Below are 18,435 nucleotides of genomic sequence, written 5' to 3'. Positions count from 1 at the left end.
TTTTAAACAGTTTTAATATTACTGATTATTTATACGTTTCAATACTTCTTCTAAAGGAAAATCAGGAGGTAGAGGCTTAAATTCCTTACTCGTGTTTATTGATGACTTTACTCTTTGAAAATTTCTGAGTTTTTCAATTTCAATCTGTCCTACTAAAATAGTATCGTTAAGACCGCCTTTTAACTTCAATAGATCTTTTGTGGCTGTGTCTTTTGGCTGTGTTAATCTTGTGTCACCATATATGCTGGTATTGACTTGCGCAACAAAACAATGCAAATCTCTAGATGTTGCCTCAACAATATTTGAAAAATATGGTGTATCCTTATTCCATTCGACTCCTATAAGTAAGTCAATTTTCGCTTTTAATTTTTCTCTATGACTAATATTTGCTAACTCGAAACAGTAACATACCGAAAAATAAATATTTCTGTAATTAATAATATCGTATCGAGAAGGTTTTGGTTTTGGTACTGCAAAATAATGGCTGTTAATTAAATGTTCTTCACCAGGTGAATAATTATTTTTCAATCTAAAAATAACAGTAGCATCATTGATTCCATTTATTTTTTGTGGCAGAAAAGATGCAACAAAATTAAATGATGTATTATTAATTGTAAGATGTTCAATACCGGATACTGTCATTATTTGATTATCTGTGGAAAATCTTCCCAATGCAGAGATTAATCGCATCGGTATAAAGTTTTCAGGAAAAAGTAACAAATCAGCTTCTGATTTCCTTGCTTTAGATAATATTTTAGATAATTTATTTATACGTTCATTTGATAGAATTGGTGAATCTAATACGCTAGATAAAATATTTTCCTCTAAAACATTTGTATTTGCAAATGCAATTTTAGGATTATGTAATTTATTATCTTCATTAACCGTAAACTTATTTAATAAAAAATCCCCTTCCTTTCCACTTAAATTTTGTAATTGATAAAATTGATCTTTAAGGTTTTGATTTAATTCGTGGCTGGGTCTATGGTTCGAATTCCCTGTGCAGTACAACTCAAACGCAACATCTAAATAATTTTTTTTTCTGTAAGCAACAGTAGACTTCATTTCATCAATTTCTTCATCATATACTTCATCATTATATTCTTCAACAATATCATACAAAATATTTGTTTCAAATATTTCGGATCTTGTGATTGTATTTCGGTTGAATTTTTGAAATTCTTCAAAAGCAGAAGCTATGCAACATTCCCAAAATTTTATTGGTCTTGGCGAATTTTCAAGAAGTTTACGATCAATTTCATATTCTCTTATGTGTAAATTTTTATCAATCATATTTAAGTCACCACTTTTACCTTTTTTGGTAAAATTCAAAAGGGGTATAGAGACATAATGATGTCTAATCATATTTGCTTTTCTAATTCTAAAACCTATCCTTGCTTTCTTGCCGTTTTGGTAAGGATTTGCAAATGAAAATTCAGAAAATAACAATGAGAAATTTCTGCGACTTATTTTATTGGATTGAAATTCGAAATTTTTATTTACATCATAATTTTTTAAAAATTTTAAATTCAAAGAAATGCTCATTTCGAATGCAAAAAATAAATATTGATTCAGGGTATCTTGAATAAGCATTGCGACATTTCTCCTCAGATTACTATCATTATTTTTATTATTAACATTAATATTTTCTATTTGTTCTAAACTATGAAATAGAAATTCTGTAAATGCATTTGGATCGTCATTTACTACAAACAGCGTTAATATTTTCTCCCAAAGCTTGTAAAATGTTAAACAATTTTCACCTTTAAAGAACCTTAAAATTATTTCTTTTTCGAGTTCTGGTATTTTTTCTCTTTTTCTGAGTCCTTGATTTATTTTTTGAGATAAGTAAACAGATAATCCAAATCTATCTTCTTTGTAATCTTTCAGTGTTCTTATCTTATCCTCCGTACCATCATATGATAAATGATATGCACTTTCCTCGAATTCGATTAAATTGTCTTCGTCATTTGGCATATCCCGAAACTCACTGGACTTCTCTTCAATTTCTTTTTTTAGTTTATCAATAACAATGCTTGATTCATTTTTGTCAAAATAGTAAATTAGAGTTTTGTCACTTTGACAATACAGAGAACTATATCCATTTATTTTGAAAATCCTATTTTCTGGTTTACTAAAATTTCTATCCGTGGTAAATGGAGAATCAACAACTTTTATTAAAGGATAGAAGTTTTTTAGAATATAAATCTCAATTTCGGTTAGATCATCTAAATTAAAATTAACATTTTTATTATGAGCTTTTTCTTTATAATCTTTGAATGATGTATAATATTCGTCAAACATAGCACTTTCATCATCTGTTGTGTTAGGCTCTGATAAAACAATTAGTATATCATCTACATATCTACCATAATAAGCAGGTTTGTATTTATCTAATATAATTTTGTCAAAATCTTTTAGATATTCATTAGCTATTACCAGAGATGATTGAAGACCTATTGGAATTATAAAAGTATTAATTATACCATTTTCTGTAACCTCATTGGTGAAATCGAATGGAATTTTTAATTGCAGAACTTTTTCTGTAAATACTCTATGAATCTTCTCCATTATTAGATTGAGATTATCAGGAATTTCTCTTCTATTACTATAATAGCGAAAATAATTTTCAGGTATCCTTGCAGAATAGTAATAGTCTTTTATATCTAAATTTAAAAAAAGTGTGTTTTTGTTATTACTTAGTAATTGCTGTGCGGTAGTAACTGCATCATCTCTCCATTTCTGATACTGAGAAAAGTACGGTTTGAATAAAGCGGATCCAAAAACAACATTTGTTTTGTCTTTGTTTAATAACAATCTATTTCCTAAACATTCATCAACTAAATCCGCATCCTTTTTTACGCCATCATTAATTGTCCATAAGACAGAAATTATATGAAGTTCAATTGGTGCATTTATAAATGCAGTAACTTTATCAAGTAGATATTCTTTTTTAATTCTTTTATTAGAAATGATAGTATTTAGCGCGTTTTTTTGGGAAAATTTTTTTGGATAAACTGTTACTGTAATATCGTTTAGAAGATCATCAAAAAACTTTGCATTTTGGTTGTAATCATTTAATGCTTCTATTAATATTTTAAACTTATCTTCTAAACTTATTTTCCGCGCATAAAAAGGTTTTTTTACGCCATCATCATCAATTTTTAATCTAGCATATCTACTTGTAAATTTAAAATCAGAAAAGATGAAATCATCTTTTGAAGAATTCGTTTCAAATTCGACTAATTGTTCTCTTAACAATAAATCACCTGAGTCATAAAAAATCGTTGTTTTTAATTTATTATAGGCATTTTTAATTTCTTCAACGGTGAATTTTCTCATATTTCTTTGGAGCATAGTATTTTAGTTTTTTTTATAGCTCACAATTTAATGAAAAAAGCTATATATTTAAATGTAATTATAATAAAAGGATTTTAATGACAATTAGGCAAAATTGCAATCAATTAGTCAAAAAAGATATTATCAATTTTTCAATATAAAGTATCATTCTTTTAATATAGTAACTAATAATTAAAGAAGGCTGGAAGTTACCTTCCAGCCCGCATTCTATAAATAAATATTCAAATAGTTTCCTAATCTTCAATCAATCTATAAAACGTGTTACAATTTAACAAGCTATCGTGTGTGATCTGACTTTAGATTTCTCTAAAACTAAATCTTCAATTCATTGTTTTTTGTTTTCTTACGCGTTGAAAACGCAAACTACAATTGTGTTATTATACTTTATTTTAGTAAACATAAATAAAGTAAATTCGCCCCTGCTCAATGGTAACCAGAAAGAATTTCTAGTAACTAGAACTCCATTCCTTTTTCTTTAAAATTCTTTCTAAGTCAATATCTTGATCCCAATTCATAAACCATTTTTTTTGTAATTCAATTTTATCAATTTCCAATTTAATTTCAGCATTACTAGCTTGCAAAATTACATAATTTGAACTTTTCATTATTGTTCGCTTATGTTTTTCCTCAATAAAAGGACAATTAATCATATCAAAGAAAAGTAATAAATATTCAGATTTTAAAAATATATTTTCTTGTTTAAATCTTTCAATAATTTCTGTAACTATTTTTTCTTTTATATCTGCGTAAATAGTTTCATCACTAAAATAATAAATTAGAGTTACGAAATGAAAATAATTTAAATTACATAATTTACCATCATCTAAGTTAAAATAATCTGTAATTTTTTCAGCGCTGAACTGATAATCGATTCCTAATTTTTTTAATGCAAGCAATAAATTAATAGTTTCAATACTTGTTTCATTTTTCACTTGTTTTCGATGAAAATTAGTTAAAATAAATTCACTATCTCTATAAATCTTTGAATAAATTGAATGTTTTATATCTGGTCTTGTTTTACTTTCCAGGTACTTTACTAATAAAACAATTATTTGAGCTATTCTAAAAGTTGTGTTAGTATTAATATTTACAGAATAGCAGTATAATACAATATCCAACAACATTAAAAAGAAGTTTTCACTGCGTTCAATGTTGTAAAGTTTAACCTCATTTTTTAAAATGTCAACCAATTTTGATTTAAAGAATCTTACAACATCCTTACTTAAGGCATCATAGGTTAAGTCATTTCTTTTTACAATAGTTTGAAACTTTTTGATAAAGTTTTGTGATAGAACATATGGTTTATTTATCTGCTTTATTTGTTTTACAGTATCATTATCTACAATACTTTCTTCAAATAAGTTGTCGTAAAATTCAATTAAGAACTCTTTTATTTCTAACTTTCCAACTGTAATATTTGATAAAAATGGAGAGATTTTTATATTTCCTTTGTTTGGGTTTAGATAAAGTTTGTAAAATTGTAATTCATTCTGAAACGTTTTCTTGACAAGTTCAAGTGTTTCTGAAATATTTGAGAATACGAAATAGTCATCAACATATCTTCTTACATCATAATCAATTCCAAATTTCAGATTTAGGTTATTCAATTTTGTTAAAACATTTAAATCTATTTGCTGTAATATTATTTCCGCAAAAATTCTAGAAATTTCAGGACCAACCACAATTCCGTTAGTTTCATTATAGTTTGAATGTTGCATTAACTTATCAAATGTATTCTCAAAAGTAGATTTGTTACTGTGAATTTTAGCTGATTCTTTATCTTTAACTGCCCAAGTTATAGAATGTGTATATATGTGATAAAAACATTTACTAATGTCAAATTCCATTAGAAAATTATATCGTTGTTCTAATCTTTGAAATTCGGTTCTTTCATAAAATTTATATATTAAATCAATAGGCCTGTAAGTGTAATATGATTTGATATATTGAGATTCCGCATCTAAAATATCTGGCTCAACTTCTTTGTCCGGATTCATTAAATTTTCTTCATCAAAAACAAAATTAGGAGAAAAATAAAATTTAGCGATTTTATTTATTTTTCTCAGCGAAAATGGACTCTTAGAACAAAGATGTAACATCAAAGAGTCATAGTTTTCAAATAAATTAATATATCTTTTTTGAGTAAAAGGATGAATAACACTCAATGTTCTAGTATCACCAATAATATTTTTCTTTATGTCATAATTGAAAGGTAGTGTGAATTGTTCATTCCAATCTTTATATTTTGAGCCTTTTACTTTTTCTTCAAAATAGGTTAATTCTCCATTTTTTATAATGTTATATAAACCCTCATTGGAAAACAACATAGGAACTTCATAAGGAAGTAGTTCGGTTAGAATAACTCTTGATTTATCCTCTTTATTTATTTTTATTCTTCCCATTTTACCAACTTTTAATTATTTGTCCCATTTCCACAAAAGTGAAAGAGTTGAATGTTTTATTTCTAAACCCAGCAATAAAACAATGTTTTTTCAAAATATCTCTTTGAGTATTTGATAATCGTGCATTTAGTTTAATGCCAAGATTTCCTTTTCGACTGTAAATAATTTTTTTATGGAATATATTTAATTCTTTTAAAATTTCTAAGTTATTAATGTGGGTATAATTAAAGTATATTCCTGCTTTCAAAATACTTCCATCGTTACTTTTACTTATTCCATAATTTCCTGTTAAAAATTTTATTCGTTTTTTTAGCAGTTCAAAATCATTAGTTTTTGCGTAATCTACGTATGATCTAACTATTCTTGATTTTATTTTTTTTATTTTTTTATATGCTATACTTACTTGTAATTTATTCTCTCGTTTGCTTTCCGTTTCATTTAAGTAAAATCTATAACCCAAGTACTCAATATTATTATGGATAGGTCTTTTATTGTATCCTTTTTTTAATATTTTAAAATTTGTTCCGTCTATCAATTCTGTTTTGTCATCATTGATTTGTAAATCAAGTTTTTCTTCTGAAATAATAGAATTTAAACTTTGAAATAATTCTAATGCTCTTTCTTTACTATTTAGAAATATAATTATGTCATCGACAAATCTTGCATAATAGTAGACATCTTTGTGTCTTTGAATTGCTTTATCAAAGTTTCTCATATAAATTTCTGATAGTGAAGAACTAATATTTAATCCTCTTGGGAGCCCAGGGTAGGAAATTATATTAGGATTTTCAAAAACTTTTTTAAGCAGGAAGATTGAATAATAAGAAAGCATCGCATCATTTTTCAATTTTCTGAAAATTCTATCTCTATTTATACTTTCATAAAATGCTCTAATATCTGTTTTTATTATCCAAAATGGAGCGGTTTCTTTAAGTAAAGTTTTAACTTGATGAATGATAAATTTTCTATTTGCTTGTTCATCTTTATAAATTCTTTTAATATTATCATTAAGCTTTCTCAAAAGTAATTTTTGAGATATGTTTTCTAAAAAATAATATTCGTCATTGAATTTAATATCAAATTCAAAGCTCTCGTTTAAAACTTGTTCTTCAAGAGTAGCAATTTCAGATTCAACATCTTCTATGTCCAACTCATTACGAATTAGTTCACCTTTTTTTAAGTATTTTATTAGTTCTTTAGAGTTGAAGTTTTGTTTCATCTATTGTGATCTTGACCAAAATTTATCTTGAAATTTTACCAGTACTAAAATACATTTAGCTTTTTAATTTTAATTACGGATTTCCGTAAACAACAAAAATAAAAACTATAACAAAATTCTTACTCAGTATTTTCACTGAATTTTCCAGCCATTATAAAAGTTTTGTATATTCTATAAAACCGAAAAATCCCAACTGTCGTTAGGATTTTTTTATTATCTTATTTTAAAGTCCAACCATTTCAAAGAATTTGGATAATTTAATATTTTTAGCCTCACATATTCTCATTATGGTAATTAAACTTACTTGGTAATTTTCGTCTTCTCTAATTCTCCTTACAGTCTTCTCATCAATATTATTTTCGGTTGCAAATTGACTATTATTGTTGATAGGAACAACCCATTTATCCCTTATAAATTCAACAATCTTTCTATTGGCAATTTTCATATAAGCAAATAAAAGTGATATTTCATAAAATAATTCGGACTTGAATCCGAATTGTCAATATTTTTATTATATTTGTAAAATAAGTTATTGAAATGTAACTTTGCGATACTTCAAAGAATATTAGAAGCTATTGCTTAGAATCTCGACTTGAAAACTGGTAATTAACGAAACGAGAGGATAAGTAAAGTAGCTCACGACCTAGGCGTGGGCTCACTTATCTGTTTCAAGGTATACCAGTACCCCAAGTCGGATATGTTGAGTTCCATGCCGTTTTTGTTTTCCATGCTGTCAGCCATCTCTACACTCCTAAGCCGCTTCCACGATATACAGTATCAGATTGCATGATACAATGGGGTGTACAACCCATTGCGGCTCTACAGCTTTCACGGGACACAATTTTCATTCATATTAATTTTTTTATGATTGTTTGGGCAGGAGATTTTCTCTACTAAGGAAGTCTCCTCCCAAGCATATCATTTTCAAACAGCAACTAAAAACAAATATCAAAACACAGATAATTTAAAGCAACCATTAGAAAAAGAAAAAGCCCTTTCCTCAGTTTGCAGGCCACAGGAAAGAGCATAATCAGTCATTAATAATCATTAAAAACCTATTCAAAAATATGAAAAATATTTTTTGCAGGGGATTTATGTCCTTTGCTTTTACCATAGTGTCAGCAACCACATCCTTTGCCCAGAACAAGTCTCTTAAAATTGGAGATCCCATTCCTGAAAGTTTTTGGTCAACACCTTTAAGGACGGTCAACCATCCTCAGAAAACAATTAATCTTTCAGAAGATAAGAACAAATTAATCCTAATCGATTTCTGGAGTACGTGGTGCAGTGCCTGTTTGATGAGTCTGCCTAAAATTGAAGCCTTGCAACAAAAGTTTGGGGACAAGGTAAAAATACTTCCTGTAAGCAGTCAGGATAAGACCGCTTTGGAAAAATTCTTCTCTTCTTCAAATGGAAAGAAATATAAAAGTATGATGTCCACCTATGAAGACAAAAAGCTTCACGACCTGTTTCCACACGCAGGTGTTCCGTTTATCATATGGATCAAAGACGGAAAGTTGTTCAATACCACCGATGCAAGACAACTCACTGAACAGACCATCAATGAGGTGCTAAACGGTGACAAATCATCATTGCAGACCATTATCCAAATGGACAGAGCAAGACCATTGATGCTTTCAGAAGATTACGACCGTCAAAGAAATGTCCAACTTCTCAATTATTCATTCTTTGCCAAAGGACAAATCCCTGATATTGGTGCAGGAGGAACATATCGCAAAACAACATCAGGAAAAATCCACGGTAGACAATTTACCAATGTTCCCTTATGGAGTATATATTATCCTATAGGATATGAGCTTATCAAAAAGCAAGATAAAATGTCTTTCACAGGAAAAAGGATAATTATAGATGTCAAGGAACCAAAACAATTAATGCCGATAGAAAAAGCAGACGGTTCAAATGATGGAGCAAACCTCTATAACTACGAATTCATCATCCCTGAACAGAAATCTGATTCTCTCTACAATTATATGCTGGAAGATCTCAATCGTTATTCAGGCTATACTGTAACTTTTGAGAAAAGACCTGTTAAATGTTTTGTTTTAGTGAGAACAAGCACGAAAGACAAACTGGCAACCAAAGGAGGTGAAAAACGTTCCACATTTCCACTGACACCATCCATTCTTAAAAATGTACCGCTTAAAAATATGGTCAATATGCTTAACGGCGAGATTCCCATCATGGAATTGTTTATCGATGAGACAGGATACACAGGAAATGTAGACCTTGAAGTTTCGGGAGTCAGAGATATTGCCACCTTAAAAAAAGAGCTTCAGAAATATGACCTTGACCTGATAGTTCAAGAACGTCAGATTTTGATGATGATCATAAAAGACCGACGGAATTAATATTCCATCGCTTGAAAATCATTGAATTTACATTAACGCAAAACTATATCAGACTATGAAGAAATTATTAGTGCTTCCCGCCCTATGCTACTGTGTGCCTATAATGGCACAGCAGATGTTTACGGGAAGTGTTATCGACGAAACAACCCGTTTACCTGTATTAGGCGCAACCATCGCCATACAGAACTCAAAAACCGTGACTACTACGGACAGATATGGAAACTTCAGTCTCACAACCAATGAGAAGAAAATCAATCTTGTTATTCTTGGAAGAGGTTATGAAGAACAGATCATTGTTTTGGAGCTTCCTTTGAAAGAGCCCTTAAGAATCAATCTATCCGAAAAGGTAGCTCAAATTGATGAGGTAGTTCTAACGACAGGTTATCAGAAGATCCCTAAAGAACGTTCAACAGGTTCTTTCTCATCCGTGAGTAATGCAGCCTTAAATACACAGGTTTCCGCCAATATCCTTGACCGATTAGCTGCCACAGCCAATGGAATCGTTATCAACAAAGGAACATCCCAAGGAGGCTCACAAATTATGGTCAGAGGTCTAAGTACCATTCAGGGACCTAAATCGCCTTTGATTGTCGTAGACAACTTTCCTTATGACGGGGACATCAGCAACATTGACCCCAACATTGTTGAAAACATTACCATTCTCAAAGATGCCGCCGCTTCGAGCATTTGGGGAGCGAGAGCCGCCAACGGAGTAATTGTCATTACGACCAAAACAGCAAAATACAATCAGCCTGTGACGGTCAATTTCAATACTTATCTAATGACGAGTCCAAAGCCTGATTTCAATTATCTGAAAACAATGTCAAGCTCAGACTTTATCGATGTGGAACAGGAATTATTCAAGAAGAATTTTTACAACACCGATATAAATTCTACCAGTCACCCCGTATTATCTCCTGTGGTTGACCTTATGAATAAAGAAAAGAAAGGACTGCTTTCACCTGCATATGTACGAAATGAAATAGAACGACTGAAGACCATTGATTCCCGTGACCAATACAAAAAGTATATGTACCAGCCTTTGGAAAACAGACAGTATTCACTGAGTATGGCTGGAGGAGCTCCTCAATTTTCTTGGACTTCATCTTTAGGATATGATGACAATACCGGAAACCTAGGAGAAAAATATGAACGTGTGAATCTTCGTTTCCAAAATACCTGGCAACCGTTGAAGAATCTGACATTAAACACAGGAATCTTCTTTACCCATTCAGCAACCCAAAGCGGTCGCAGTGCTTTTGGAAGTATTATTATGAAAACAAATGCCGTCCCTTATATGGAAATGGCAGACGCATTCGGAAATCCATTGGCAGTTTCAAAATCCTATGAACAGGCTTACAAGTCAGCATTGGGTAACGGAAAATTACTGGATTGGAATTATTACCCACTTACCGATTGGGAGCACAATACAGCCAAAAGCAAAAGCTCAGAGATCATTCTCAATGCAGGATTGAACTACAAAATATTGAAAGGATTGGATGTTGATATAAAATATCAGTATCAGAGAACCACAGGACTTGCCAATACGCTGTATGATGAGGAAAGTTACTTTGTAAGGGATTATGTGAACAGGTTCACAGTCATCAATAGTAATGGTAGTCTGACTTACAATGTTCCCAAAGGAGCGATAATGGATAAGACCAACTCGCAATTACTGATCAATAATTTCCGAGGACAGCTCAATTTTAACAGAGGTTTTGACAAACATCAGATTTCAGCCATTTTGGGAAGCGAGGTAAGGGATGCCAACTCACAGTCGGGCAATAACCGATATTATGGCTATGACCCCAACAACCTTTCGTTTGGAATGGTCGACCTCAGCAAGAGATTCCCGATTATTGCAGGAGGTACAGGCTTTATCGACAATCTGAACTCTTTGAGGGAATCCACCAATCGTTTTGTATCGGTTTATGCGAATGCTGCCTACACATTTGATAACCGATATACCATCTCCGGAAGTGCCCGACGTGATGCCAGCAATCTGTTCGGATTGAAGACTAATGACCAATGGAATCCTTTCTGGTCAACAGGGATTTCGTGGAATCTAGCCAATGAAAAGTTTTATACTGTAAGCTGGCTTCCGAATCTGAAGCTAAGAGGTTCATACGGTTTCAATGGGAATATCAATCCTGCGATGGTTGCTGTAACGACTATGGCATTACTCGGTGTTTCAACATATACACAGGAGCAGATGGCAAGATTTGACAATTACTACAATCCCCAGCTTCGGTGGGAAACGGTCAGAATGATAAACGCAGGATTAGATTTTGCAACCAAAAATAACATGATCTCAGGTTCTGTGGAGTATTTCCAGAAAAAAGGAGAAAACCTTTTCGGACAGGTTCCGCTGGATTATACCATCGGATTGAGCAGTCTTGTATGGAATGTTGCAGGAATAGAAGGAAAAGGCGTTGATGTGGAACTCAAGACAATCAATATCAATAAATCCTTTAGATGGCTTACCACAATTAACTTCAGTACTTACAAAGATAAAGTGACGAAATATTATCCGAGCAGTACCATAGCAAGGAACTTCGTGCTTGCCTCTGTTCCTATATCCGGAATTGAAGGCTTGCCTGTCTATTCGATGTTTGGCTACCAATGGGCAGGACTCGACCCTCAGACAGGCGATCCAAGAGGTTATCTGGACGGAGAGGTCAGTAAGGATTATGCCAAGATAATGGGAGCCGATGTCAAAGACCTTCAGTATTTCGGTTCTGCAATACCTACTGTTTATGGTTCCTTCACGAATACCTTTGCTTACAAACAATTAAGCCTTGATGTAGGGATTACCTACAAGATGGGTTATTATTTCAGAAGACCATCCATTAACTACACCAGCTTATTCAGGGAATGGAACGGTCACAGCGATTACGAGCAAAGATGGCAGAAACCAGGTGATGAAGTCTTTACCAATGTGCCTTCTAATCAATATCAGACGAATTCCAATAGGGATGCATTCTACGCAGGTTCGGCTGCACTTATTGAAAAAGGCGACCATATCCGTCTGCAGTACATCAATCTTGGATATGAGATCGGTAAAAGGCAATGGCGTGATCTGCCAATTAAAAGTTTACAACTGTATGCCAACGTCAGCAACCTCGGCTTACTCTGGCAAGAGAGCAAAAGCGGGATCGACCCCGATTTCAATTTGGGAAACAACACCTTAAAACCTCCTATGACCTTTACATTAGGATTAAAAGCTAAATTTTAAAATGGATAGAAATGAGAAAAATTAAAATACTACTAACATCGTTATCATTAATTCTAATCTCTTTTGGATGTAGTGATTTTTTAGACGAAAAGTCTGACCTGAAGCTGGCAACTCCCGACAGATTGGAGGACAATCAAATGCTTCTCAATAATTATGGTTTCCTCAACGTTGATTTTGCTTCGAGTGGAGAAACAAGTTCAGATGATTATTATCTTACAGATGCAGATTACAATGGTTTGAGCTTCGAGGCGACCAAACGTCTTCATATATGGATGCCGGACAATGTAGCTCCTCCCATTTCCTCAGGAAATGATTGGTCTACGTGTTACAGAAGTATTTATGTCTGTAATGCAGTTTTATTCAATATGCAGGATAAAAACTTTACAGGTGAGCAGGCAGATAACATCAGAGGACAAGCGTTGGCACTCCGTGCTTTCCGATATCTAGATGCAGCTCAGATCTGGTGTCCGGCTTATAACCCTCAAACCGCCGGAACAGACTTGGGACTTCCGTTAAGATTAGACCCTGATATGAATATCCCATCGGTACGCTCAACGGTCAGGCAGACCTATGATCAGATCATCAGTGACCTGCAAACTGCAATACCGCTACTTTTGCCTAAGCAAATTTCAGGGATGCGCATATCGAGAGCAGCAACTTATGGTTTATTGGCTCGTACCTATCTTTTTATGGGAGATTATGACAATGCCCTTAAGAATACAGAACAAGCACTAAACATCAATAACGACTTGATGGATTTTAATACCCTGAATCCCAATGCTGATTATCCCATTGAGGAAATGAATAAAGAAATTCTTTTGTGGACAGCTATAACCTACGAATCTCATTTAATGCCTGCAAAGATTCCCGATCACATTTACCAGATGTATGATAACAATGACTTACGAAAAACCATTTTTTTTGGAAAAAATACGGCTAATGAAATTCTATTCAAAGGATATTACAACAATGTCAACGGGCCGATCATCAGTGTGGCAACCGACGAGCTTTACCTGATGGCTGCAGAATGCAATGTAAGACTGAACAAGATTCAGGAAGGTATGGGGTATCTCAATAACCTGCTTGTCAAAAGATGGAAAACAGGAACTTATGTTCCGATAACAGCCAGTTCACAAACAGATGCGTTGAATATTATTTCAAGAGAAAGAAGAAAAGAGCTTTTGATTCGTGGGCTAAGATGGTCTGACCTAAAGAGGTACAATCGTGATGGGGCAAATATTACATTGACAAGAACTGTTAATGGGCAAACCTATACTTTACCGCCCAATGATCTGCGATATGCCATAGCAATTCCTGAAGATATTATTTCGCTTACAGGAATGCCACAAAATCCAAGATAAAATAATAGGGTTGACAAATTATTGTCAACCCTACTTTTTAATACTTATTGAAAGGACTCTTATTGTCGTTTTTCAGTAGGATTAATATCAAGGACTTCACCATTAGTTAATCCCCCAATCACATCAATTAAATCTTGTCCTTCAGGAACTGTGATTTTACATGGTTTATTCCCTGTAGTAACACATCCTGAACCTGCTCCTTCTGCCCAATTGGATACATTAGAGAATGCACCAGCAGCAACACTACTACTGTTATAAAAATATTGCATTGGTGCTGCCTTTTTTTCTGCGATTTTAAAAGACATAAGAGCACCTGTAAACATAATGGCAGCTATCGCTACTGCATTGATTTTCAAAAATTGGTTGAATTTCATTTTATTGGACTTTTTATACATCAAAAAAGATTACCATAAAAACTTTTAGAATCTGCCTGAGAAGTACGATTGAGAAGGTAAAATAATTAGCTATACCCATAGATTAACGAATCTTGTCGTACCAAAATATCCTATTCTACCTATTCTCAAACAAATTGTTGTTAATAAATTCATTTTAGAGTTTCGGATTGTTAGACAGTTTTCGACCGTCTAATTCTAAGGTTAAACTTCAATAACAAATTCCAATCATAATCGTCCGTAAGTAATTACGGTAACATACTTATTCAGCAGGCCTGCTGTATTTTAGATTTAAACCTAAAGCGATAACAGAAAGAACGACACATCCAATGTTAAAATACAGATGATGATGCCAGCTCATTTTTTCCAAAATTCCTCCGCAGGAACAAGGAAGATTTTCAGAGGTGTGGATTATAAAAAAAATATAACCTGTGAAGATGAGCATTAAAATAAAACTTCCAATCAATCCTGTATTTCTGGTCTTCCGATAACACAATAATCCAGCAATGATCAATTCTAGAATAACGATTGCAAAAGGTATGAATCCAGGGTATGCACTTAATAAAGGTGATTCCGAAATCTGAATCTGAAAATTTTCAAAATCCATTATTTTACTGATGCTGGCATAACAAAACAACAGTATAAAGAAATAGCTGATGAATTCTACGACTCTTGTTTTGACTTTTTTCATAATATTTTATGATTTATTTAAAATTGATTTGCTGATTGATTCACTTGGAATTCTGAAGTCTAAATTACACTGACTGTGAGGTTGAGAAAAACAATAGTGGGAAAGAAATATGTTTTCTACGTAATGAAATATACATCTTTCCCACTATATTAATTTTTAACTAATTGAAAATTAATCATTTATAAAGCTAGTGGTAATAGAACCGAACTCGAAGCTTGTTCAAGTACATTTTGTAATAGATTTTTCAGGTAAATTTGAATATATCATAATGTTATGCATTATCATCATAAGATTTCATTTCTGATTTTTAATTTGTTCTTCTTTTTTCTTAACGCCCAGGAATTACAAAGTTTATCATACAAGACGATTTCAGACTTGTATGAAAACTATCCTGAAAACGATTCAAGGGCAATGGTTTTTGTGAATAAGTATATAGGTAAAGCAAAAAAAGAAAGTAATTGGAAAAAGCAGATTATAGGTTATGAAGATGCCATATACTACACCGAAGACATAAACCGCAAATTGTCTTATGCCGACAGTGCTATAGTGATGGCATTCAAATCAAGTGACCGTGATATCATTTCAAGGGCATACCTCGGAAAAGGCATTATCTACTATTATAACAAGAGACAATATAAATATGCTTTGGAGCAATACCTTAAGGCTTATCAATTCTCTCGGAATTCAAGCAACTATTATCTGATAAATAAAATAGACTATCATCTCGGGATGGTAAAAAGTTATCTGGGCTACTACGAAGAAGCTGCAGTTCACTTTAGAAATACTACGAAGTATTTTGAGGAACATATGAAAGACAACCATCACCCAAACATAAGGTTGAATAATGAGTCAGGCTATTTTAATAGCATTTACCGCCTGAGTAATTGTTATGAAAATCTTCGTTTATACAACAAGGAAGATTCATTGATTAGCATCGGGTTACAAAAATTGAAAAACATTAATGAGCATTTACTTGAATATGGCTACTTTCAAAAAGGGAAAGGTGTACAACTTTTAAGAAAAGGGAATACAGATGAAGCACTTAAACATTTGAAACTTTCACGTGATATTTTGGTCAATAATCAGGATTATAACTCATTAACCGCTGTTTATTTTTACTTAGGGAAACTGTATTGGCTCAAAGGAAACAGAGCAGAATCACTGGTTTATATGAATAAAGTGGACTCTATGATTAACAAGGTTCAATTTACTACTCCCGAGATCCGGTCAAGTTATAAATACCTCATTAAGGATGCAACAGAGAATGGTAGTTTGGGTAAGCAATTGTATTATAGTGACCAGTTTTTACAAACGAATTCAACTTTGAATGTTGATTTTGCAATGCTGTCTTCAAAAATCCACGAAGAATATGATACGGAAAAATTACTAGAAGAAAAACAAATATGGGAGAATAAACTGCATAATGATTTTTACTTTCTAATTGCTACGCCAGTTGTGATTTTTCTTCTATTTTTTTTTGTAATCAGACTGCGTAATAGAGAAATTAAATTTCCTGGAAAATTTATTAAACTATGGAAAAAGTTCAGGAAGTATTATTCTTTTCTAATTGCAAACAAAAAAACTTCTGAAAAGAAAAAAACACACAGTCCCGAAATCATTGAAGATATTAAAGAAAAACTCAAAAAGTTTGAAGAAGACAAGCGATTTCTTGACAAAAACCTGACATTACCAATGGTTGCGAAAATGTTTGGCAGAACACATTCCCAACTATCTTATGTACTGAATGAACATCTGAATGTTTCTTTCCCGCAGTATCTAAAGATTTTACGAATCGGATATATTACCAATCTGCTTGTGGAAAATAAAATGTATCTGCAATACAAAGTTAAAAACCTGGCTCAGGAATGTGGAATGTCTAGCCGACAATTATTCTCAACCCATTTTTTCGAAATTAACGGAATAAGACCGATAGAATTTATAAAGAACAGGATGAAGGAAATCGGTGAAAATTGATTTCTATATAAATGCGGTGCTGCTCTTTTGGGATGTCCCAAATACATTTTGCAATGTAAAAAAAAGCGCATTTATTGAAATATGGAAAACTCATCCCGGCTTTTCCTTCAGAGTTTCCCACATTCCAACAAAGTTTTCACAACAACAGCAGACCTTTTAAAAATTCATAGATGTGTAAAATAGATACAGGTACTCAATCGACCTGCGTAAAAAAGATATAGGTAGGTATTTTTCCTGTATAATATCAACCTGAGTAAAAGAGATACAGGTATTCGATTGACCTGCGTAAATTAGACACAGGTTCTTGGCTGACGTGTGTAAAATAATACAAGGTCAACATGCGTAAAAAGAGGCTAGGTGTTATTTTCATCATATGTCATCTTCCAAAATAGATTTACAAAAAATAGATATTGGTTTTCAATTAATTACATAATAATTATGATTCTGTTTCTTTTTTTGGAGCTCTGAAATAACATTCGTTGATTTTAACGGCAAGATGTGTCTTTGTATATACAAACTTTTCAAGTTTTATATACAAAGACTCTCTTGCCTTTTTTGCAAAAAGGGAAAAAAACTGCGGAACTTGTTTTTTGTTTTTCTTAAAATTAGTTTAAAGATTCCAAATCATTCTTATTTATTCTTTTTTAATCTCCACGTATTTCCAAATTATTCCAGATTGTTCTTATTCAATCCAACTCCCTTCAATACTATTGTTTTAACGATTTTGATGTTCCAATTTTGCAAAAGAAATTTTATCAAAAACAAAAATGAAGAAATTATGAGAGTAAACCTTGTTACCAAAGAAGACCTTCAGGAGTTCAAAACCGAATTGCTTGAAGACATTAAAAATCTTTTTAATATCAAAATTTCAGAGCAGAAATTATGGCTGCGCTCATCAGAGGTCAAAGAACTTCTGAAAATTTCTACCGGAACATTACAGAACCTCCGTGTCAGTGGAACATTATCCTATACTCGTGTCGGTGGCACATTATATTACAATTACAAAGACATCGAGAAAATGTTAAATGGCAAAGGATAATTTATTATTAAGAAAATGAATTACATAAAACATCTTACAGGCTTCTATGAAAAGGTGGCTCAGGATAATACACTTAATCCCACACACATCAGCCTGTACTTAGCATTATTCCAATTCTGGAATTTCAACCGTTTCCGAAATCCGGTCAGTATTTCACGTGATGAGGTGATGCGAATCAGTAAAATCCATTCAAAAGCCACCTACCACAAATGCCTGAAGAATCTGCATTCTTCGGGCTATATTGATTATCGGCCGTCTTATAATCCGTTTACAGGAAGTCAAGTTTTTATGCTGGATTTTGCTGGGGATTTGAGATGTATTCCTAAGCAGAGAAAAACATAATTGTGAATGTCAATGACTAAAATAAATATTTTATAATAATTATTTTATCTA

General features: G+C 32.3%; 12 protein-coding genes. 6 read left to right on the top strand and 6 right to left on the bottom strand.

Features of this window, described 5'->3' with window-relative positions; genetic code table 11:
- Positions 1–18 precede the first annotated feature (18 nt).
- The 4 genes from AC2A07_RS03355 to AC2A07_RS03340 all read right to left on the bottom strand — a co-directional run bounded on the left by AC2A07_RS03355 (position 19) and on the right by AC2A07_RS03340 (position 7,426).
- A complete protein-coding gene (locus AC2A07_RS03355; protein ID WP_484049204.1) occupies positions 19–3,342 on the bottom strand; it encodes a reverse transcriptase domain-containing protein in 3,324 nt (1,107 codons plus the stop codon).
- Positions 3,343–3,806: 464 nt separating this feature from the next.
- Complete coding sequence (gene drt3b, locus AC2A07_RS03350) at positions 3,807–5,762, bottom strand: antiviral reverse transcriptase Drt3b (RefSeq protein WP_317739368.1); 1,956 nt, start codon at positions 5,760–5,762, stop codon at positions 3,807–3,809.
- A 1-nt stretch (position 5,763) separates the two neighbouring features.
- Complete coding sequence (gene drt3a / locus AC2A07_RS03345) at positions 5,764–6,981, bottom strand: antiviral reverse transcriptase Drt3a (RefSeq protein WP_317739369.1); 1,218 nt, start codon at positions 6,979–6,981, stop codon at positions 5,764–5,766.
- 223 nt (positions 6,982–7,204) lie between these two features.
- Positions 7,205–7,426, bottom strand: a complete 222-nt coding sequence (locus AC2A07_RS03340; RefSeq protein ID WP_484049203.1) for a helix-turn-helix domain-containing protein — start codon at positions 7,424–7,426, stop codon at positions 7,205–7,207.
- Between the two features lie 622 nt (positions 7,427–8,048).
- On the opposite strand from AC2A07_RS03340, the gene AC2A07_RS03335 reads away from it, so the two are divergent.
- From AC2A07_RS03335 to AC2A07_RS03325, 3 genes are read left to right on the top strand one after another with little or no spacing between them, the layout of a single operon-like run.
- Positions 8,049–9,350, top strand: coding sequence for a TlpA family protein disulfide reductase (locus AC2A07_RS03335; RefSeq protein WP_484049202.1), 1,302 nt, complete (start codon positions 8,049–8,051; stop codon positions 9,348–9,350).
- Positions 9,351–9,405: 55 nt separating this feature from the next.
- Positions 9,406–12,585 (top strand): SusC/RagA family TonB-linked outer membrane protein, encoded by a 3,180-nt coding sequence (locus AC2A07_RS03330; protein ID WP_484049201.1) that lies wholly within the window; start codon positions 9,406–9,408, stop codon positions 12,583–12,585.
- An 11-nt stretch (positions 12,586–12,596) separates the two neighbouring features.
- The gene (locus tag AC2A07_RS03325) at positions 12,597–13,946 is read left to right on the top strand and encodes a RagB/SusD family nutrient uptake outer membrane protein (RefSeq protein WP_484049200.1); all 1,350 of its coding nucleotides are present in this window, start codon (positions 12,597–12,599) and stop codon (positions 13,944–13,946) included.
- Positions 13,947–14,005: 59 nt separating this feature from the next.
- On the opposite strand, the gene AC2A07_RS03320 is transcribed toward AC2A07_RS03325, so the two are convergent.
- On the bottom strand, positions 14,006–14,320 hold the full coding sequence (locus tag AC2A07_RS03320; RefSeq protein WP_484049199.1) for a hypothetical protein: 315 nt from the start codon (positions 14,318–14,320) through the stop codon (positions 14,006–14,008).
- Positions 14,321–14,600: 280 nt separating this feature from the next.
- Entirely contained in the window at positions 14,601–15,029 is a 429-nt protein-coding gene (locus tag AC2A07_RS03315; protein WP_484049198.1) for a MauE/DoxX family redox-associated membrane protein, read from the bottom strand.
- 312 nt (positions 15,030–15,341) lie between these two features.
- Between AC2A07_RS03315 and AC2A07_RS03310 the strand changes: the two genes are divergently transcribed.
- From AC2A07_RS03310 to AC2A07_RS03300, 3 genes are all read left to right on the top strand, one after another.
- Positions 15,342–17,003 (top strand): helix-turn-helix domain-containing protein, encoded by a 1,662-nt coding sequence (locus AC2A07_RS03310; protein ID WP_484049197.1) that lies wholly within the window; start codon positions 15,342–15,344, stop codon positions 17,001–17,003.
- 778 nt (positions 17,004–17,781) lie between these two features.
- The gene (locus AC2A07_RS03305) at positions 17,782–18,042 is read left to right on the top strand and encodes a helix-turn-helix domain-containing protein (RefSeq protein ID WP_034706501.1); all 261 of its coding nucleotides are present in this window, start codon (positions 17,782–17,784) and stop codon (positions 18,040–18,042) included.
- A gap of 15 nt (positions 18,043–18,057) precedes the next feature.
- Positions 18,058–18,384, top strand: a complete 327-nt coding sequence (locus AC2A07_RS03300) for a hypothetical protein (protein WP_484049196.1) — start codon at positions 18,058–18,060, stop codon at positions 18,382–18,384.
- Positions 18,385–18,435 lie beyond the last annotated feature (51 nt).

The sequence above is a fragment of the Chryseobacterium sp. HNCC26DJ238 genome (assembly GCF_057180465.1).
This window is presented reverse-complemented; position numbering and strand designations above follow the sequence as displayed.